The organism is uncultured Nisaea sp., from assembly GCF_963974195.1.
Lineage (GTDB): Bacteria > Pseudomonadota > Alphaproteobacteria > Thalassobaculales > Thalassobaculaceae > Nisaea.
In genome coordinates, this window is sequence record NZ_CAXBDC010000013.1 from 1 (window position 1) to 20,086 (window position 20,086).

The 20,086-nt window shown below is 62.4% G+C and carries 20 protein-coding genes; 12 read left to right on the forward strand and 8 right to left on the reverse strand.

Annotated elements, in window-relative coordinates:
- The 10 genes from AAC126_RS04705 to AAC126_RS04750 form a co-directional block, all read left to right on the forward strand.
- Positions 1–1,061 (forward strand): ABC transporter substrate-binding protein (locus tag AAC126_RS04705; protein ID WP_339850559.1); only part of this gene is annotated, 1,061 nt, incomplete at its 5' end.
- Between the two features lie 26 nt (positions 1,062–1,087).
- Positions 1,088–1,981 carry a branched-chain amino acid ABC transporter permease gene (locus tag AAC126_RS04710; protein ID WP_339850561.1) on the forward strand — a complete coding sequence of 298 codons (894 nt, stop codon included), beginning with the start codon at positions 1,088–1,090 and terminating at the stop codon, positions 1,979–1,981.
- Positions 1,974–3,641, forward strand: coding sequence for a branched-chain amino acid ABC transporter ATP-binding protein/permease (locus tag AAC126_RS04715; protein ID WP_339850563.1), 1,668 nt, complete (start codon positions 1,974–1,976; stop codon positions 3,639–3,641). Before AAC126_RS04710 ends, AAC126_RS04715 begins: the two co-directional genes overlap by 8 nt.
- Complete coding sequence (locus AAC126_RS04720; RefSeq protein WP_339850564.1) at positions 3,638–4,357, forward strand: ATP-binding cassette domain-containing protein; 720 nt, start codon at positions 3,638–3,640, stop codon at positions 4,355–4,357. The genes AAC126_RS04715 and AAC126_RS04720 overlap by 4 nt, the downstream gene beginning before the upstream one ends.
- 56 nt (positions 4,358–4,413) lie before the next feature.
- Positions 4,414–5,100 carry an orotate phosphoribosyltransferase gene (locus AAC126_RS04725; RefSeq protein ID WP_339850566.1) on the forward strand — a complete coding sequence of 229 codons (687 nt, stop codon included), beginning with the start codon at positions 4,414–4,416 and terminating at the stop codon, positions 5,098–5,100.
- A 37-nt stretch (positions 5,101–5,137) separates the two neighbouring features.
- The gene (locus AAC126_RS04730) at positions 5,138–5,761 is read left to right on the forward strand and encodes a glutathione S-transferase family protein (RefSeq protein WP_339850568.1); all 624 of its coding nucleotides are present in this window, start codon (positions 5,138–5,140) and stop codon (positions 5,759–5,761) included.
- A gap of 88 nt (positions 5,762–5,849) precedes the next feature.
- A complete protein-coding gene (locus AAC126_RS04735; protein WP_339850569.1) occupies positions 5,850–7,550 on the forward strand; it encodes a peptide ABC transporter substrate-binding protein in 1,701 nt (566 codons plus the stop codon).
- A gap of 24 nt (positions 7,551–7,574) precedes the next feature.
- Positions 7,575–8,543, forward strand: a complete 969-nt coding sequence (locus tag AAC126_RS04740) for an ABC transporter permease (RefSeq protein ID WP_339850570.1) — start codon at positions 7,575–7,577, stop codon at positions 8,541–8,543.
- Positions 8,540–9,466: an ABC transporter permease gene (locus AAC126_RS04745; protein WP_339850572.1), complete on the forward strand. Its 927-nt coding sequence runs from the start codon at positions 8,540–8,542 to the stop codon at positions 9,464–9,466. Before AAC126_RS04740 ends, AAC126_RS04745 begins: the two co-directional genes overlap by 4 nt.
- Before the next feature lie 49 nt (positions 9,467–9,515).
- Entirely contained in the window at positions 9,516–9,929 is a 414-nt protein-coding gene (locus AAC126_RS04750) for a hypothetical protein (protein WP_339850574.1), read from the forward strand.
- 30 nt (positions 9,930–9,959) lie between these two features.
- Here AAC126_RS04750 and AAC126_RS04755 read toward each other — a convergent pair whose 3' ends face one another.
- The 7 genes from AAC126_RS04755 to AAC126_RS04785 form a co-directional block, all read right to left on the reverse strand.
- Entirely contained in the window at positions 9,960–10,583 is a 624-nt protein-coding gene (locus AAC126_RS04755; RefSeq protein ID WP_339850575.1) for a hypothetical protein, read from the reverse strand.
- A 45-nt stretch (positions 10,584–10,628) separates the two neighbouring features.
- Positions 10,629–11,063 carry a hypothetical protein gene (locus tag AAC126_RS04760; RefSeq protein WP_339850577.1) on the reverse strand — a complete coding sequence of 145 codons (435 nt, stop codon included), beginning with the start codon at positions 11,061–11,063 and terminating at the stop codon, positions 10,629–10,631.
- A 233-nt stretch (positions 11,064–11,296) separates the two neighbouring features.
- Positions 11,297–12,103: an ABC transporter permease gene (locus AAC126_RS04765; protein ID WP_339850579.1), complete on the reverse strand. Its 807-nt coding sequence runs from the start codon at positions 12,101–12,103 to the stop codon at positions 11,297–11,299.
- Positions 12,100–12,699, reverse strand: coding sequence for an ABC transporter ATP-binding protein (locus tag AAC126_RS04770; protein ID WP_339850580.1), 600 nt, complete (start codon positions 12,697–12,699; stop codon positions 12,100–12,102). The genes AAC126_RS04765 and AAC126_RS04770 overlap by 4 nt, the downstream gene beginning before the upstream one ends.
- A gap of 52 nt (positions 12,700–12,751) precedes the next feature.
- A complete protein-coding gene (locus tag AAC126_RS04775) occupies positions 12,752–13,924 on the reverse strand; it encodes a M20 aminoacylase family protein (protein ID WP_339850581.1) in 1,173 nt (390 codons plus the stop codon).
- Positions 13,925–13,982: 58 nt separating this feature from the next.
- Positions 13,983–15,254 carry an amidohydrolase family protein gene (locus tag AAC126_RS04780; protein ID WP_339850582.1) on the reverse strand — a complete coding sequence of 424 codons (1,272 nt, stop codon included), beginning with the start codon at positions 15,252–15,254 and terminating at the stop codon, positions 13,983–13,985.
- A gap of 52 nt (positions 15,255–15,306) precedes the next feature.
- Complete coding sequence (locus AAC126_RS04785) at positions 15,307–16,221, reverse strand: ribokinase (RefSeq protein ID WP_339850584.1); 915 nt, start codon at positions 16,219–16,221, stop codon at positions 15,307–15,309.
- A 66-nt stretch (positions 16,222–16,287) separates the two neighbouring features.
- On the opposite strand from AAC126_RS04785, the gene AAC126_RS04790 reads away from it, so the two are divergent.
- Together AAC126_RS04790 and bluB are read left to right on the forward strand one after the other, a co-directional pair.
- Positions 16,288–17,715: a mannose-1-phosphate guanylyltransferase/mannose-6-phosphate isomerase gene (locus AAC126_RS04790; RefSeq protein ID WP_339850585.1), complete on the forward strand. Its 1,428-nt coding sequence runs from the start codon at positions 16,288–16,290 to the stop codon at positions 17,713–17,715.
- Positions 17,712–18,362: a 5,6-dimethylbenzimidazole synthase gene (gene bluB / locus AAC126_RS04795; protein WP_339850586.1), complete on the forward strand. Its 651-nt coding sequence runs from the start codon at positions 17,712–17,714 to the stop codon at positions 18,360–18,362. The genes AAC126_RS04790 and bluB overlap by 4 nt, the downstream gene beginning before the upstream one ends.
- A gap of 23 nt (positions 18,363–18,385) precedes the next feature.
- Here bluB and AAC126_RS04800 read toward each other — a convergent pair whose 3' ends face one another.
- Positions 18,386–20,017 (reverse strand): hypothetical protein, encoded by a 1,632-nt coding sequence (locus AAC126_RS04800; RefSeq protein ID WP_339850588.1) that lies wholly within the window; start codon positions 20,015–20,017, stop codon positions 18,386–18,388.
- Positions 20,018–20,086 lie beyond the last annotated feature (69 nt).

The following is a 20,086-nucleotide window of genomic DNA, read 5'->3' on the forward strand; positions in this document are numbered from 1 at the left end:
CCGCAAAAGCCGAAACCATCCCCGTTCTGGTGCCGATCACCGGCTTCCTGTCGCTCGAAGGCACGTCCCAGCGCAACGGCGCGGTACTTGCCATCGAGCGCTATGGCAAGGATCTCGATCTGGATGCCGAAGTGACAGACACGGGCACGTCGCCCGAGGGCGCCGTCACCGCACTGCGCCGCGCGCTGGAAGACGAGCCGAGTGCCGCCGTTGCTTCCATGCTGGGCACGCAAATGCTTGCCATGCTGCCGATCGCGGGCCGAGCCGGTGTGCCGCTGCTCACCGTTTCCGGCACGGCGAAGATCACCGAGCTTGGCATTCCCTGGGTGTTCCGTTTCTTCCCGGGCGACCGCGTCGTGAAAGTGGCGCAGGCCCGCTACGCGGTAGAGGAACTCGGCGCCAAGCGGCCGGCCCTGCTGTACCAGACCACCGCCTACGGGCAGAGCGGCGCGGAGCATCTGCGCCGGATCATGCAGGAGCTCGGCGCACCGCTGGTGTTCGAGGAAGCCATCGACATCTCCGTGAAGGACATGCTTCCGGCCCTGACCCGAATGCAGGAGGCCAATCCCGACCTGATCCTGTTGCATCTGCATTCCGGCTCCACCGCGCTGGTTATACGCCAGGCCCGGGACCAGAACATCGCGCTGCCGATCCTCGCCGGCTCCGCCATGCACCAGCCGACCACGGCCGCCCTGCTGGAGCCGAAACAGCTCGCTGGTGTCTGCGCCGAAAGCGCCTCCTCGCCAATCTCCGAGCCGGAAGGGCCGGTTGAGGATTTCACCGCGGAATACCGCGCCCGCTTCGGCACCGAGCCGGACGCCTTCGCGCTGGCCCAGTATGACGGCGCAGCCATGATGATCGCGGCGCGGAATTCAGGCGCCAGAACGGCCAAGGAAGTGCGAGACTGGCTGGCAGGCAACAGCTATGACGGGCTCGCCATGACCTACAAATCCGACGGCAAGGGCAACATGGCGCATGACGCGGTCATCGTTTGTTACGATGGCAAAAGCGCGGTGCCCGCAATCAAGCGGCGCTACGAGAATATCAGCGGCGTGAAATAGGCTGCATCCCGGCACCCGGACAAGCCATGTCAGCCATTGCCCTCACCCAGATCCTGTTGAACGGCCTCGCTCTCGGGGCCGCTTACGCCTTGATCGCACTCGGCTTCGTCATCGTACTGAATGCGGCGGGAGCGGTGAATTTCGCCCAGGGCGAGCTGGTCATGGCGGGCGGGTTCGCCGCCATCGCACTCGCTCCGCTGATCGGTGAGGCGACCGCGCTGCCGGGACTTTTCCTGCTGCCGCTGGTGATGGCGCTGATGGGGTTGATCGGGGCAGGTTTTGCCTGGATTGCCTATTTCCCCGTCCACAAACGCCATCAGGTCGCGGTTTTCGTCAGCACCATCGCCGCCGGGCTGGTGCTGCAACATCTGGCGAACGCTCTGTTCGGTGCAGCACCCCGTGCCGGGCCGCCCCTGATCGCAGGCGACAGCCTGACCATCGGCGCCCTCTCCATCTCGCTTCAGCAGATCGCCGTAATGATCTGTGCCGCCGTGCTGATTTCCGGCACCGGGCTGTTTCTCGGCCGGACCCAGACCGGGCGGCATATGCGGGCCGTGGCGCAGGACCCGGAAATGGCCGCCGCCATCGGTATCCGCTCGAAACGCATGATCACCCTCTCCTTCGCACTCGCCATCGCCCTCGCGGGCGCGGCGGGCCTGCTGCTGTCCAACCAGTTCTTCGTCAGTCCGAACGATGGCGGGCTGTTCATGCTGAAAGCCTATATCGCGGTCACCATTGGCGGCTGGGGCAGACTCGACGGGGCGGTGATCGGCGCGCTGCTGATCGGTATCTTCGAGACACTCGTGGCCGCGTTCGCCTCCTATCTGGTGGCGGAGGCGCTGCTCTATGCCCTGCTGCTGATCATGCTGGTCTTCCGGCCATCCGGGCTGTTGCCGGAGCGGGCGCGCGCCCGTGTCTGATGCGCACTCCAGGCTGGCTCTGGGCATCGGCGCCGGAGCGCTGGCGCTCTATGCCCTGTTCTTCGCAGGTGATTACGCGCTGCATGTGCTGACCCGTGCCGGGATCTATGCCGTTGCCGCCATCGGCTATCAGCTCATTTTCGGCCGCCTTGGCGCGTTGTCGCTGGCGCAGGGCTGCTTCTTCGGGCTTGGCGCCTACGCGGCTGGTCTTGGCGCGCTGGAACTCGGCCTCGGATTTCCGCTGACGCTGGCTGCGGGCATCCTGTTGCCGAGCCTTCTGGCGGCACTTATCGCCATCCCGGTGCTGCGTCTCGCCTCGCACTATTTCGCCCTCGCCACCCTCGGCATCGCCCAGCTCGCCCTGCTTGCCGCCACGAACTGGACGGCGGTCACAGGTGGCGCGAACGGCCTCTACGGAGTGCCGCCCATCGAGGTCGGCGCGGTGTCCTTCGGGCACGGCCTGCCGCTCACCATGCTGGTCTGGGCCTGCGTCGGATTTGCCCTCTATATCTCCCACCGGATGACGGCCGGACAACGCGGTCTTGCGGTCGAGACCTTGCGCGAAGCACCGCTTGCCGCCTCCGCGCTCGGCATCGACGGGGCGGGGATCCGTTTTCGCTTCTTCATCGCCAGCGCCGCCTTCGGCGGTCTTGCCGGAGCATTGCAGGCGCATGCGGTCGGTGTCGTCTCACCGGACGTGCTGCAGTTCCACGTTCTGGTGCTGATCCTGGCCATGACCGTGATCGGCGGACGCGCCTCTCCCCTCGGGGCCGTGCTTGGTGCCCTGTTGCTCGTCCATCTGCCTGAATGGTTCCGGGGATTTGCCGACTATTATCTCGTGGTCTATGGCGCCGCATTGCTGGCGGCCATCATCTTCCTGCCGCGCGGGCTTGCCGGTCTGTTCGGGACAAGCAAAACGCCCGCGGCAGCACCAGACAAGGATATGCCGCCGCGCCCACCTGCCCCGCTCAGGCTGGCAGTTGAGGAAGTCTCCAAGCGCTTCGGCGGCGTGACCGCGCTCGACGGCGTCTCCCTCACTCTTGCCCCCGGTGAAATTCTCGGCCTGATCGGCCCGAACGGCTCCGGCAAGACAACGCTGGTCAATCTGCTCTCCGGTATCGAAAAGCCGGATGGAGGGTGCGTCCGGCTCGGCGACGATGACATTACCGGCAGGCCGCCGGAATATATCGCCCGGGCCGGTCTCTGCCGCAGCTTTCAGCATCCCCAGATCGCGCCGGACCTGACCGTGCTGGAAAGCGTCGAGGCCGCAAGGATAGAAGGCGAGAGCGCCCTGACCCGGCTGACTGAGGTCGGCCTTGCAAACCACGTCAACGAGCGATCGGGAACCCTGCCACCGGCGGCCCTGAAACATCTCGAAATCGCCCGCGCGCTTGCCACCGGCGCCTCCATCCTCGCCCTGGACGAGCCGGCTGCCGGCATGAACGAGGTAGAGCGCTCGGAACTTTCCGCCCTGCTGAAACGGCTGGCGGATGCGGGTCACGGCATCCTGCTGATCGACCACGCGATGGATTTCCTGCTGCCGCTGGCGGACCGGGTGATCTGCCTCAGTGCCGGGCAGGTCGTCGCCGAGGGAACGCCTGCCGATGTCGCCCGTGATCCGGCGGCCATCAGCGCCTATTTCGGGGAGAGCCCGCTGTGAGTGCCTCCCTGCTCTCTTTCCGGGATGTTTCGGTCCGGCGTGGCGGCGCGCTTGCGGTGCGCAGCCTTACACTCGAGGTCGCACCAGGCGAGATCCTCGCCCTCATCGGCCTGAACGGCGCCGGTAAATCAAGCCTGCTGCGGGCCGCCATGGGACTGGAAGCGCTCGCGGGTGGAGAAATCCTGTTCCGGGAGCAGTCGCTTGCCGGAAGCGATACGCCGGACCGGGCGCAGCGCGGCATCGGCTATTGTCCCGAAGGACGTCGCCTGTTCCCCGGCATGTCCGTTTCAGACACGCTGCATGCGGCAATGAAGGCAACACGCGGACAGCGCCTCGCACGGATCGAAGAGCTCACGGATCTCTTCCCCCTGCTCGGCACCATTCTTGACCGGGAGAGCTGGAGCCTCAGCGGCGGGCAACAACAGGTTGTCGCCATCGCCCGCGCGTTGATGCAGCGCCCGGAAATCCTGCTGCTGGACGAGCCGTCTCTCGGCCTTGCCCCCGTCATCTGTCAGGAGCTGTTTCCCGCCATCCGGCAGCTCGCGAATGACGGTGCCGCCGTGCTTCTGGCCGAGCAAAGCACAGCCACGGCGCTTGCCGTCGCCGACCGGATCGCCGTGCTGCATCGGGGCACTCTGATTCTGAACGAGCCCGTAGCGGCACTTTCTCACGACCGCTTGAAAACAATCCTGCTTTCCGAGGGTGAACAGCGCTGACGCTTGGTTTATGCTCGCCAAAAATCGACTTGCCCGCCTTAGGAGATCCCCCGTCGATGGACGAGAGCCAGACACCCGACTTCCGCCAGAGCATCGCCGAGACCGCAGCGAATATCCTGCTTGAAATCGAAGCCGTTCACATCCGCCCGGAAGAGCCGTTCACCTTCACATCCGGCCGTCTCAGCCCGGTCTATGTGGATTGCCGCAAGATCATCAGCTTCCCGCGCGCCCGGAAGCAGCTGATGGAAATGGGCGTCGAGCTGCTCGCCCAGAAAGCCGGGTTCGAGCAATTCGATGCCGTGGCTGGCGGCGAAACGGCAGGCATTCCCTTTGCCGCCTGGATCGCTGACCTGCTCGGCCTGCCGATGCTCTATATCCGCAAGAAGCCGAAGGGCTTCGGCCGCAACGCCCGGATCGAAGGCACTTTCGAGGAAGGCGCGCGCATCCTGCTGGTCGAGGATCTGGCGACGGACGGTGGCTCCAAGCTCTCCTTCATCGACGCCATTCGCGAGGCTGGCGGCGAAGTCGCCCACTGCTTCGTGGTTTTCCATTACGGCAATTTCCCGCAGAGCACCTCTTCCATGAAGGAAAAGGGCGTGGACCTGCACGGGCTCTGCACCTGGTGGGATGTGCTGGCGGCGGCGGAGAAGCGCGGCTTTACCGAAGCGCAGCTCAACGAAGTACGCCAGTTCCTGCGCGATCCGGACGGCTGGGCCGCCAGCCGCGAGACTGTCGACGTCTGATAAAACAAACCTGTAAAAATCAAAGTGGGGAAGAGTGATGCTGAGGATTCTCGGCCGTAATAATTCGAGCAACGTGCAGAAGGTAACCTGGCTCTGCGAGGAGTTGTCGATACCGAACGAGCGCGAAGATTTCGGCGGTGCCTTCGCCAACACGAAAGACAGTCATTACCTTTCCCTGAACCCCAACTCCCGGGTTCCGACGATTATCGAGGACGATTTTGTCCTCTGGGAATCCAACGCCATCGTTCGCTATCTCTGCAACAAATACTCGGCTGGCGACATGGCCCCGGCGGACCCGCGTGCCTATGCGGATGCGGATCGCTGGATGGATTGGCTGCAGACCACCGTTCTGGCCCCGATCACGGTAATTTTCTGGGGCCTGGTCCGGACTCCCGAAGCAGAGCGCGATCTGGCGGCGATAGAGGCCGCGCGGGAAAGCATGATCCCGATCTGGAAAATCCTCGACGAACGGCTGACGGGCCGCGACTACATCATGGGCGACAGGCTGACCATGGCGGACATCGTGCTTGCCATAAATTGCTATCGCTGGCTGACCCTGATCCAGGACCGGCCATCCATGCCCGCGCTGGAAGCCTGGTACTCGCGCATTGCCGCACGGCCAGCCTTCAAGAAGCATGTGCTGGATATTCCGCTTACCTGATCACCGATGCAGGGGCACGGCGCTGGAAATCACCCGCCGTGCCTCCTATCCTTATAAAATCTATCCACTGAGACGGAGACAGCCCCCGATGCGACGATCCGCCCGCGTCCTGACCTTCTGGCTGTTCCTGTTGCTTTCCGCACTTCCCCTTGCCCGCCCCGCCGATGCGCGCGAACAACTCGTCATCGGGATTACCCAGTTCCCGACGACGCTGAACCCGATGATCGATTCCATGCTGGTGAAGACCTATGTGCTCGGCATGGCGCAACGGCAGATCACCATCTTCGGCCATGACTGGGAGCCGATCTGCATCTGGTGCACCGAACTGCCGACCTTCGAGAACAAGCGGGCGAAACGCTTTGCTGTACTTGACGCCGCAGGCAAGGAAACCGGCCAGGAAGGCGTGCGAACCACCTACACCATCAAGCCGGACGCCCTCTGGAGCGACGGCACGCCGATTACCACCGATGACGTGCTGTTCAGTTGGGAAGTCGGGCGGCATCCGGAAACCGGCGTCGCGGATGCCAACAGCTATCAGGAAATTGTCGATATCGAGGTCGAGGACGAGCGCACCTTCACCATCGTCCGGGACAAGATCGATTACCGCTACAACACGCTCGGCGATTTCCAGCTCCTGCCCGCCCATCTGGAACGCGCCGCTTTCGCGAACCCTCGCGAATACAAGAACCGCACCCTCTACAAGACCGCGCCCGGCACGCCAGGCCTCTATAACGGCCCCTACCGGGTCACGGAGGTGAATGAGGGCGCCTATATCGTGCTGACCCGGAACGAACACTGGCAGGGAAAGGAGCCGGCCTTTGAGCGTATCGTGGTCAAGACCATCGAAAAGACCGCCGCGCTTGAAGCCAATCTGCTTTCCGGCTCCATAGACTATATCGCGGGCGAGGCCGGCCTCACCCTCGATCAGGCGCTCGGTTTCGAGAAGCGCCATGGCGACACATTCGACGTTATCTACAAGCCCGGCCTGATCTACGAGCATATCGAGTTCAATCTCGACAACCCGGTGCTGGCCGACGTCAAGATGCGCCGGGCCCTGCTCCATGCCATCGACCGGCAGGCCATCTCCGACAGACTGTTCGACGGCAACCAGCCGGTCGCCCATGGCGCGGTCAACCCGCTGGACTGGGCCTATCACGACAAGCTGCCGCTCTATCCCTATGATCCGTCCCGCGCCAAGGCGCTGCTGGACGAGGCAGGCTGGACCGTGATCAAGGACGGTGTCCGGTACAGACCGGACGGCACGAAGCTCAGTCTGGAGATCATGACCACGGCCGGGAACCGGATCCGGGAGCTGGTCGAACAGGTGCTGCAGGATTACTGGAAACGAGTCGGCATCGAGGTGACGATCCGGAACGAGCCTGCCCGGGTGTTTTTCGGCGAGACCGTCCTGAAGCGTAAATTCCCGGCCATGGCCATGTTCGCCTGGCTTTCGGCGCCGGAATCCCTGCCCAAGACCACGCTCTATTCAACCTCGATCCCGACCGAGGAGAACAACTGGGCCGGTCAGAACGCCACCGGCTACAACAGTCCTGAAATGGATGCGCTGATCGACGCCATCGAAGTCGAGCTCGACCGGGAAAAGCGCCGCGCTCTCTGGGCCAAGCAGCAGATCCTCTATGCGACGGACCTGCCGGTCATTCCGCTCTATTTCCGGTCCGAGGCCTATATTCTGCCGAAATGGCTGAAGGGCCTGAGGCCGACCGGGCACAAATACAGCTCCACCTACTGGATCGAACAGTGGCGCGACGGATCGAGCGCGAGCCAGTAGCAGCATGAGAGTCCCCGGATCATCATGACCGGATTCCTGATCCGCCGCCTGCTTCAGGCTCTGATCCTGCTTTGGGTCATGTCCTTCGTAACCTATGGGCTGCTGGCCCTGATGCCGGGCGATCCGATCGACCTGATGCTGGCCGGCGACCCCAGCGTGACATCCGCAGACGTGGCGCGGCTGCGTGCCCTGCATGGTCTCGACCGGCCCTTTATCGAACGCTACGGCGATTGGCTGGCCGGTGCCCTGAAAGGCGATCTTGGTTATTCCAGGCTGTTCGGCGCGCCGGTGCTGGATGTTCTGGCACCACGGCTGCTGAACTCCCTGCTGCTGATGGGGCTGGCCTTCCTTCTTGCCGTCTCCATCGCCCTACCCGCAAGCGTCGCCGCCGCCCGCCGCCCCGGCAGCATGGCGGACCGTTTGATCAACCTGCTCTGCTTTGCCGGCATATCGGTCCCGGCATTCTGGCTCGCCCTGCTGATGATCCTGCTTTTCGCCGTCACGCTCGGTCTGTTTCCGGCAAGCGGCATGGTCACCATCGGCGATGGCGGCTTCAGAGACAGGGCGGCCCATCTGGCGCTCCCTGTCGTCACCCTCGCCGTCGCCAGCATCGCCCAATATACCCGCCACGGCCGGGCGGCGATGATCGAGGTCCTGCGTGAGGATTATATCCGGACAGCGCGGGCAAAAGGTGTCACCGAACAGGCCATTCTCTGGCGTCACGGGTTCCGCAATGCCCTGATCCCGGTCGTGACCATCATGGCGCTCGATTTTGGCGCGCTCTTCTCCGGTGCCCTGATCGTCGAGACCATGTTCGCCTATCTCGGCATGGGCAAGACGATCTATGACGCCGTAATGGGGAACGATTACAACCTGGCCCTTGTCGGGTTGCTGCTGGCCACCGCCGTCACCCTGGCCGCAAACATCGCCGCCGACATCGCCTATGGCCTGATTGATCCCCGTATCCGGCTGACCGGCGGGCGCCGGGCATGAGCATATCCCTCCATCATCCGGCACAATCACGGCGCGGACCGCTCCGGCGCCTGCTGCGCGACGGCTCAACCGCCGTCAGCCTGGTTTTGCTTGCATGCCTGCTGCTTGTTTGTTCCAGCGCGCCCCTGATCGGTGCCGCTTTCGATATCGACGCCACGTCGATCGATCTCTTCAATATCGCGGCACCACCGTCCGCCGCCCATCCACTCGGCACGGACGAGATCGGCCGGGACCTGCTGATGCGGTTGCTTGACGGCGGGCAGGTATCGCTGACGGTCGGGATCGCAGCCGCCCTGAGCGCCACGGCCATCGGCACAGTGGCCGGATTGATTGCGGGCTATCGAGGCGGCATTACGGACGCCGTGCTGATGCGGCTCGCCGACGGGGTGATATCCCTGCCGCTGCTGCCGTTGCTGATCGTACTGGCCGCCATAGACCCGGCGAAGCTCGGTCTGCCGCCGGAGCTGGTACATTCGGAGAATTTCAGTCTCTACCGCATCATCGTGATCATCGCCCTGGTGGGCTGGACCACAACGGCGCGGCTGGTGCGCGGCACGGTCCTCAGCCTGCGCGAGCGGGACTTCATCGAAGCCGCCCGCGCCCAGGGCCTGCCGCCGTCCCGCATTCTGTTCCGGCACCTCCTGCCCAACGCCGCCTCCCCGATCCTCGTCGCCATGACGCTGACTGTCGGTAACGTGATCCTGTTCGAAAGCGTGCTCAGTTTCCTCGGCCTCGGCATCCAGCCGCCGATCCCGAGCTGGGGTAACATGCTGACCGGCGCACAGGATCTGATCTCCCTGTCTCCCATGCTCGCCATCTGGCCCGGCATGCTGATTTTCGCCGCTGTCATCGCCTTTAATTTCCTTGGCGACGGGCTTCAGGATGCATTGGATCCCCGGACACAAGCACGGCACGGACAATGAGATACCGCGCCGCATTGACGCCTTGTCACCCCGTCTCTAGCTTGGCCCCATGAACCGCATACGCGCCTTTTCCCTCCTGCTCATCCTCCTTGCCACGTTCGGCCTCGCCGCCTGCGAGGAAGAACAGTCAACAGTCATGAACAGGCGCGACGGAAAAGCGCCGCCGGGCGCGGGACAGACCGGCGAGGTCTGCGTGCTGGTGCGCAATCGCGCGCCCTTCACCATCACCGGACGGGTGCAGCTGAAAACGCGGGAGCGGACCAGTTTCCGGCTGGCGCGCAACGGGCGCACCAAGATCTGTCTGGTGGGAACATTGTTCGGTGGCGATACGGTCTCGCTGGTGCTGACCAACTTCATGACCCTGCCGCTGTTTTCCTGCTATGTGCGGTTCGATCAGTCGATCGACGTCTATGCCCGGCCGCATCCGGACGGCGGCTGGCTTTACAACGCCCCCTGCAGCTAACCCGGCACAGCCTGCGCGGGACAAGCTCCCCTAGAGCAGCCCTTCTTGTTCCCCGGTATCTTTCGGAACCGACGAGACCGGTATGTTTCCGACGATGAACTGCTCGCAGACCTCCCCGCCATAGGAGACCGGCAAGACCAGACGGCGCCAGATCTTTCCGCTGAGCTGAAGCGGCGCCTGATGCTCCGAATAGATCGGCCTGTTCGACTCATAAACACTCAGATAGACCGCGCGATACATCAACGCCTGTTCATGACGGGTTATCCGGTTCATCTCGGAAACAGTGTGACCGGTCCAGTCGCGCGTTGATGAGTCCGCTATACCGGTTCCGTAAAGACGGTAGCGGCCGTCCAGCCCGTTCCGCAGAACGTCCAGGATCATGATATTTCCAACCGCCGGGAGCATGGACACCATGTCGAAGTCCGAGCGGTTATGCCGGCCGGTCTCCGGGTCCGCGTTATCAAGCCAAAGCTTGTAGAGAAACGCGAGCTTCGGCTCAGGCAGGCCGTCCATCTCCTCAACGAAGCTGATCTGCTTGACCTGCTCGCTGAATTCCGAGCGAAACCGTCCAGCGAGGATGGCCCGGCTGGCATTCCGGATCTCGTCATCCGCAAGTTCTACGGGCGCATCTTGCAAGTGCGTTGAATTATTCATGTTTTTTTATGCGCCAGCCATAGAAAGAGCACTGCAGGGTACGGATCAAATCGCCTTCGCATGCTGAACCGCTTTCAGATGACGACGGACTGCCTGAATTCTGTCGAGGTCCCCAGAGGCCATGAAATCGACGGGCGGCTTGCCGCGAAAAGGGTCAAGCCGGTTCGCGGCCATCGGCCAGTTTTCCGCGGTGGATTCCCCGAAAATATCGGTCAGGCTACGGTAAATCGCAACGAAAGCGGACGTCCGCTCAAGCTGTTCGGCGGAAAGAATACCCTGCCAGCTGCCATCATCCATTGCAGCCCAGGTCGCCTCGTCGACATTCATCAGCTTCGCGGCTTTGCGCGGCGGCAATGCCCAAAGATCGAACAGCGTCGCCACTGTCTTGACAGCAACCGGCGTCAGTTCCTTGCGGTCCTTGGTTCTTCGCAGACGATCATTTTGCGACCTATCGCCACGGACACCCGAAAAATGATTCATAGCCTCTAATGATCCCGTCAAACTACTCTATGTCGGCTTCCTTGCGGGCGTAAACGAGACGCCTGACGTTCAATCGCCGGGTCATTCTTAAAGCCCAATAACCGCAGAACAATCATTCGATCGTCGTAGAAATATATTTTAGAAGACAGAAAAATCCAAACATTACATAAACCAATTAAAATAAAACTTTACCAAAATAAAACAATAAATAGACAAACAAACACCAAACATCACTAATAAACAGAACCATCCGTCAGCCGATCCAACCTTAACCTGTGGCGATTGTCGGAAAGGCGCCGGCTGATTGCGAATACAGCCCCGGTAACCCCAATTGCCGTTGCACCGGCGATCAGGAACATGACCAAAAGCTGGTACTTCACGGCCTCGACCGGATCGATACCTGCAAGGATCTGCCCCGTCATCATCCCGGGCAAAGACACCAGCCCCGTCGCCGCCATTGAATTGATGGTCGGGGTCATGGCGGTCTTCAGTGCGGAACGGACCATGGGCAAGGCCGACAACCGGAATGTCCGGCCAAGCGTCAGCTGGGCCTCAACCGCGCTCCGGCTATCGGCCAGCGCGCTGGTGATAGAACGAATGGCCAGCGCCACGCCGGTCATGCAATTGCCCAGAACCATGCCAAGCATGGGCAGCAGATATTGCGGGTGATACCAGGGATCGGCCGCGACCTGTGTAATCAGGGCAAAACTCATCACCAGCAAGGCAGCCAGCGTCATCACGCCAGTGCCGAGCCCATAGGCCCAAAAGCCCTTCAGCCGCCGGTCCTGCCGCGCCATGGCCTCGTACCCGGCAAATCCCAGCATCACCAGCACGGCAAGCCCGGTCCAGAACGGCGAGACGGAAGCCAGCAGAAAATCGAGGATCAACCCGATCAACAGGAGTTGCACAACCATCCGGACCGCCGAGATGGCGAGGCTTCGGGCAAGACCAAGCGAGAGTACTACAGAAATCCCGCCGTTGATCAGAAGCAGGGATGCCGCCAGAGCCAGGTCCGTATAGTCGAGCGTCACATAATTCATGTCCGCCCCTCCGGAACAAGTTTCCCCTCTTCAAGACGGTATCCTTGCCGGGCAACGCGGGCGAATTGCGACGGATCGTGCGTGACAAAAAGACAGCACCCGCCAGCTTCGCAATGTTCCGCGACAAGATCCTCGACCACCGCCGTTGCCGCTTCGTCGAGCGCGGCCGTCGGCTCGTCCAGCAACAGGCAGCGGGGCCGGTTCTCCAGCAGCCGAACGAGACCGAGACGCTGACGCTCCCCCGAAGAGAGACGGGAGATGGACCAGTCACCCGCAGCCGGGTCCAGCCCCAGCCGTTCGGCCATGGGCCGGCAGGCGCTCCAGTCGGTGAAATGCGTGGCGACGCGCTCCGTCCACCAGCCGGGTTCCGCCGGCAAATAGCCGACCTGCCGGCGCCAGTCGGGCGCGGACATGGTGTTCCGCTCCCGCCCGCCCAGGACGACCGTTCCATCGGCAGGATCGAGGTCGGCAATGGCCCGCAAGACAAGCGATTTCCCGGAGCCGGAGCGGCCGCGCAATGCCACGCACTCTCCTGCCGCGACCTCAAGATCGAGAGGTCCGAGATGCAGCCTTACAAGGCCCTGGACCGTCAGCATGCGGTGCGCCTTTCAGAAAAGACTGGCTCTCTGTTTTCTATGATTTCAGGGTTCAGCTTGCCCGCGGCAACTGGTCCTCGACAAGCTGGCTCCAGTAGCTGGCGCCCCAGGGCAGAGCCTCGTCATTGAAGTCATAGCCTGCATTGTGCAGCATCTTGCCTTCGCCGCCGCCGCCATTACCCATCCAGATATAGCAACCCGGCTTCTTCTCCAGCATGAAGGCGAAATCCTCGCCGCCCATGCTCGGGGTCGGATCGAGAATCACCTTCTCGCTGCCGACAAGCCGTTCGGCCACCTGGGCGGCAATCGCGGATTCCGCATCCGAATTCACGGTCGGCGGATAGCGCTTCTCATAGCGCAGCTCTGCCGTCGCCCCGAAACCGGCACAGACGCCGTCGATGATCTGCTTCATTTTCGGCTCGATCATGTCCCGCACTTCCGGACGGAAGGAGCGGGTTGTTCCCGCGAGCTGAACCATGCCCGGAATGACGTTATAGGCATCGCCGCCGTGGATCTTGGTGACCGATACGACCACTGCGTCCATCGGATCGACATTGCGGCTGGCGATGCTTTGCAAGGCGGTCACCACCTGGGCCGAGACCAGAATCGGATCGATACCGAGATGCGGCATGGCGCCATGCCCGCCGACACCCTTGATGTCGAGCTCGAACATGTCATAGGCGGCCATCATCGGGCCCGGACGGACCGCGACTGTGCCAACCGGCATGCCCGGCCAGTTATGCATGCCCCAGACGGAATCCACCGGGAACTTGTCGAACAGGCCTTCCTCGACCATGACCCGGCCGCCGCCTTCGTTCTCTTCCGCAGGCTGGAAAATGAACTGGACGGTTCCCGAGAAGTTCCGGGTTTCCGCCAGATACTTGGCCGCGCCGAGCAGCATGGTGGTGTGTCCGTCATGGCCGCAGGCATGCATCTTGCCGGGGTTTTCCGAAGCGTACTCAACGCCGGTCTGCTCCGTGATATCAAGCGCATCGATATCGGAGCGCAGGCCGATGGCACCGCCCTCGCCGTTGCCCTTCAATGTGCCGATCACGCCGGTTCCGGCCAGCCCCCGATGCACCTCGATACCGAAGCTCTCCAGCTTCTCGGCAATGAAGGCGGCCGTCCAATGTTCCTCGAACGCTGTTTCGGGATGCCGGTGCAGCTCACGCCGCCATGCGGTCATTTCCTCGTGGAACTCGGCGATCCGGTTATTGATGGGCATTGGATAATCCGCTCCGTGGTTTGAAATCAGAAGGCCGCGTTGGCGGCCCAAGTTCAGATCAAAAAGCCGCGTTGGCGGCTGAAGCAAAGCGGAGCACATTGTCCGCCGGGCTGCGTGTTTCGTGCTCAGCATCATCCGTGCGGATCCGCGCGGGAACGCCGTTCTTCACCACCATACGATGGTTCGCCCGATCCGCAACCCGGTCGATATCGGCCAGCGGATCGCCATCGACGATCAGCAGATCGGCGTGATTGCCTTCAGCGACGGTGCCACGTTCTTCCAGCCCCATCAGGTCGATGCCGTTGCTGGTTGAGAAGATGATCGCGTCCATCGGCGCGATGCCGATATCGACCATGTAGCGCAGTTCCAGTGCGTTTTTGCCGTGCTTGTTGAACGGCGTGCCCGCGTCGGTGCCCATGGCGATCTTGCCGCCCGCGTCATAGAACATCTTGATCGATTGGATATGGCGTTCCTCGACCCGTATGGCCTTCTCCACCGCCTGCAGCGGAACGCCGTTATCCTTGTTGGAAACGATGTTCTTCACCGCCGCCAGGGTTGGCACCAGATAGGTTCCGGCCTCCAGCATTTCCTTCAGGCACTGATCGTCCATGAAGATGCCGTGCTCGATCGAGGCAACACCGGCGCGGACGGCGTTCAGGATACCGAGACCGCCCTGGGCATGGCTGGCCGCGCGCTTGTGGAAGCGTTTGCCCTCGGCCACACCCGCAGCCATTTCCTCCGCCGTGAAATGCGCGTCCTCGGGGCTCACGCCCGGCGTCATCACGCCGCCGGTCGCCATCAGCTTGATCAGGTCGGAGCCGGCATAGATCTGCTCGCGCACGGCCTTGACCACCTCGTCAACGCCATCGGCAATGCGGCCGTTGCGGTTGCCGTGCCCGCCGGTCATGCAGATGATCTTGCCGGAGCAAAGGATGCTCGGCCCGATCTGGGCGCCGCTGTTGCAGGCATCGCGTACGGCAAGCTCCAGATAGTCCTTGCCGCCGCAATCCCTGAGCGCGGTGATCCCGCCCATCAGGGAAGTCTGCGCGTGCTTGTAGGCCGCCATGGTGATCTGGCCCGGCGTCATCATCGCCTGGACCGAGGCCGGGTTGCCCTCGCCGCCCATGCAGAGATGCACATGACAATCGACCAGACCCGGCAGCAGCGTGCCGCCGGTGAAATCGACCCGGAAACCGGTGAAGCCCTGAAACCGGTCACGGGGGGCAACCTCGACGATCCTGCCGTCGCGCACCATCACACCGTGGTTTTCGAGGCTGGCGCCAGCTCCGTCGAGAATGGTGCCGCCCTCATAAAGGGTTTCAGTCGTCATGATGTGTCCTCACCGGGCTATTCGGGCCCGCTCTTTGTTTTGCTGTCGTCAGTCAGGTATGTGTCACGGAAGGCAGGTCGGCCAAAGCCGCGTTGATCCGTTCCTCATTCAACTCCGGAGACTGGGCTCCTGGCAAGGTGCAGATCACCCCGCTGGCGGCAACAGCCCGGCGAACGGCATCGATCATATCCTCTCCACGATCCAGCGCCGCGCTCAGAACGCCGCAAAACGTATCCCCCGCACCGACCGTATCAACCGGTGCAATCGGCAATGCCGGAACCTTGAAACAGCCGTCACCATGCGCGACGACGACACCCGCGGCACCGATGGTGACAATCCCCGTGCCCCGGCAAAGCCGGGCGAGACCGCGCGCGAGATCCGCTTTCTCCAGATCCGGGCCACCGCCAAGCAACCCCATAGCCTCTTCCTCGTTGGCGATGAGAATATCGACATCGGCGAGCACTTCCCGGGAAAGCGGCCGGAACGGCGCATCGTTGAGAATCACCCGGCAGCCCTTCGCCCGCGCCTTCCGGATGGCCGCCTCGGTCTCCGCCTGCGGCAATTCCATTTGCAAGAGCAGGGTCGTCTGCAGGGTCAAAAGATCATCCCGCAGCCATTTCGCGGATACTTTCGTGTTCGCGCCGCTGGCGACGAGGATCTGATTCTCGCCACTTGCCTCGACAGCAATCACAGCCGTGCCGGTCACACCGTCAATGACATGAACGCTGGAGGTGTCAATCCCGGCCTCCTCCAGCGCCGCCATACAGGTGGAGGCATTCGGATCACGTCCAACGGCCCCGACAAAGCGGACATCCGCCCCGTCCCGCGCCGCCGAAACCGCCTGATTAGCCCCCTTGCCGCCGGGACGGAGACTGTACCCGTCGGTCAGAACAGTTTCTCCCGGCCGGGGCAATTTTTCGAAGGAAAAAAAGATGTCTGCATTAATCGATCCGAACACGACGATCATGATCTGCTTCCGTCCGGTGCTGAATGTTAGTAAGCCTCTTTGATACATAAAATGCGCGGTTAGCACATGATCTATCCTGTCATCCTCTCCGGAGGCTCCGGCACGCGGCTCTGGCCGGTTTCCCGGGCGCTCTACCCGAAGCAACTGCTTCCGATACTGAGTGATCGGACCATGCTGCAGGAAACGGCGCTGCGATTCCCGGCCTCCGAAGGCTTTGGCCCCGCCTCCGTGATCTGCAATGCGGAGCACAGATTCGCCGTTGCGGAGCAACTTCAAAGCGCCGGCGTCGAGACCTCCGCCATCCTGCTCGAGCCGGTCGGACGCAATTCCGCCCCGGCGGCGGCGGTTGCCGCCCTGCATGTACGGAGTATCGATCCGGACGGGCTTGTTCTGCTGCTTGCTTCCGATCACCGGGTCGAGCGTCCGGACGCCTTTCGTGCGGCCGTCGCGACCGGTGCCGTGGCCGCGAAAGCGGGGCGGCTGGTTACTTTCGGCATCACACCTACTCTCCCGGAAACCGGATATGGCTATATCCGCCGCGACGGCATACTCGACGGTATGGACGGCTGCTACGCGATCGAGGGATTTGTCGAGAAACCCGATCTCGAAACCGCACAAGGCTATCTCGAAGCGGGCGACTATTACTGGAACAGTGGAACCTTCCTCTTCCGGGCTGCCGATTTCCTGACCGAGCTTGAACGGCTGGCGCCGGACATTCTGACCGCGGCGGAAGCGGCGCTGGAAAAGGGCGTCTCGGACCTCGACTTCAAGCGCCTCGACGGCGAAGCCTTTGCCGCCGCACCATCGATCTCCATCGACTACGCCGTCATGGAAAAAACCCATCTCGGCGCCGTCGTGCCGCTGGATGCGGGATGGTCCGATGTCGGCTCCTGGAGTGCGCTCTGGGCCGTGCAGGACAAGGACGCGGACGGTAACGCGACGCATGGCGATGTCTGGCTGCACAACGTCAAGGATACGCTGGTACGCGCCGAATCCCGGCTGGTTACCGTCATCGGCACGGAAAAGCTGATCGTGGTCGAATCCCCCGACGCAATTCTGGTCGCGTCGATGGCATCCGATCAGGACGTGAAACTCGCTGTCGAGGCGCTGAAGCAGAACGGCAGGCCGGAAGCGATCAGCCACGCAACCACCTATCGGCCCTGGGGCAGCTACCGCAATATCGACAGCGGCGACGGCTATCAGGTCAAGCGCATCACCGTGACACCTGGCGGGCGACTCTCCCTGCAAAGCCACAAGCACCGGGCCGAGCACTGGACCGTGATATCAGGGAAAGCCCTGGTCACGCGCGGACCGGACATGGATCGGCTGGACGTCATTCATCTGGATGCAGATCAGTCCGTCGACATCCCGCTCGGCTGGATTCACCGGTTGGAGAACCCGACGGAGGAGCCTCTGATCATCGTCGAGGTACAATCCGGCTCTTATCTCGGTGAAGACGATATCGAACGTTTCGACGACCAGTACGGGCGATGACAGAGGACGAGCCAGCACCAGAGTTCGACGAGGCGTTCAGGACGCGGTTTGAACAGCTGCTGCGCTGGCGCCGGGACGTCAGGGCCTTCCGGCCCGATCCGCTTCCCGAAGGAGCTCTGCAGCGCCTTGTAGAGGTCGCATCGCTCGCCCCTTCCGTAGGCTACAGTCAGCCCTGGCGCTTCGTTACCGTCTCCGACCCGGAGCGCCGGAAAATCGTCCGGGCTGCGTTCGAGGATGCGAACAGGCAAGCGCTTGAAGGCTATGACGGCGAGCGAAAGCAGCTCTATGCCCGCCTGAAACTGGCCGGACTGGATCAGGCACCGGAGCAGGTCGCCATCTTCACCGATCACGGAACCCCGCGCGGCCATGGTCTCGGCCGGCAGACCATGCCGGAGATGCTGGATTACTCCACCGTGAATGCCATCCACACCTTCTGGCTCGCCGCCCGCGCGGAAGGCATTGGCGCGGGCTGGCTCTCGATCCTTGATCCGGTTCGTGTCACCGAGGCGCTGAATGTACCGGAAAGCTGGTCCCTCACCGCCTATCTCTGTGTCGGCTATCCGGCGGAAGAATCGGAACGCCCGAAACTGGAGCAAGTCGGCTGGGAAGAGAAAGCGGCCGAGAGCAGCACGATCCTGCGCCGCTGACCACGGGCCTTCCGGAGACCGGCCTACCGCGGTGTTCTGAGCCGCGTGGGCTGGATCACCGCCACCACGATCAGCGGAAGTGCGATGGTCAGCACCGCGACGGTGATCAACAGCATCCCGAGCTCGCTATAATCGGCCGGAACCTGGACTTCTCCCGTCGTCCTGTCCCGCACCTCGCGTGTGACCAGAAATATCTGGTTCAGATATTTCGTGCCTAGGGCTCCGGCGGAGAGGCCAAGATTGATGAAGGACGCCATGACCGCAAAGAAGGTCGCCTTCAGATGCACCGGCGCTGTCTTGGCGATCCAGGCGAGTACGGGGATCAGCGAGACCTGACCGAGCGGCGATTCAATTGCCGTATCGATCAGGGCGATGAACCGGGCATCCACCACCCCGCCGGTCAACGGCGCCGTCCATTCATGGATACCGTAATAGAGCGCGATATCCGGCAGCGAGAGAATTCCGGCGAACAAAGACAGCAGGACCACGATATAGGCGATTGACCGTGTTGCCATAAGCGGCCGCAAAACCACCATCCCGACCATCGCCAGGCCCGCGCTGATTAGCGTCAGGACGGAGAAAAACTGCTGGTCGAAACCAAGCTCATCGATGTTGAACCAGGCCGACCCGGCGCCCGGAGAGGGTATCGCCCGGAACACGAAAACGATAATCGAGGTCCCGATAAGGGCGAGCCTCTGGGCCGGCTCCAGCTCCGGCAGCAGGCGGGAAATCAGGAAGCAGACAATTGCCATCGATCCGGCGAAGACAACCTCTTCGGAATAACCGAAACCGCTCAGACCGACGCTGATCGTGAAGGCGGCGAACACCAGACTGCCGCCGAGAATCCACCAGTTCGGGTGTGCCTCCCCGTCCGGCCGGAACAGCATTGCGTCGACTTCGGCGGGCGGCAGGCCGGTCGCGCGCAGCTTGCGCGCCCGGTGGCGCAGCATGATCCCGCCGAGGATGACACCGACAACGGACACCAGCGGAACGGCCAGTGCGAGCAGATAGATATCGGCATAGATGCCGACTTTCTCCGCCTCGCTCATATCCGCCACGCCATTGAACATCGTGATATTGATGACAGCCACAAGCGCGATCCCGCCAATCAGCGCAAACCGGCCAAGCATCTGCATGGTAGTGTGCATGGCCTTGACATCGTCTTCCGCGAACGGCTCACCATTCTCATCAAGGACCGGTACTGCTTCGACGGTCATGGCATCGGCGACCGCGTCCTGCAGGATGTAGCCCGTCGGCGAAAGCAGCGCGCTCAGAACGAACCAGGCCGCGGCCGGCATCACCGCCGTCATGGCGTCCGTGTGCGCGATAAGTCCGTACATGATCAGAAGGCTTGCAGAGACCAGCAGCGCGCCGAGATAGACGAGGACCGCTTTCCACTTCCAGATGATATCGATCAGATGCCCCACCGGCATTTTCAACGCCCAGGGGATGCCGGCCCAGAAGCCAAGCGCGGCCAGAAATTCGGCAGACAGATCCAGATATTCCTTCACGAAGAAGGTCCCGACAATCGATGTCAGCCCGGAAATGCCGTAGGCAAGATAAACCATCAGAGGCGGCAGATAGGACCAGCGCAATTGTTCGAAGAGTCCGATGATGATCTCGTGCGCCCAGGTCTTTCTCATTGCCACAGCCATGCTTGCCTCAGTTGATCCAATCACACTGCCTGATCGCGGGCAGCGCGCCTAACCCTTTATGATTTTGTG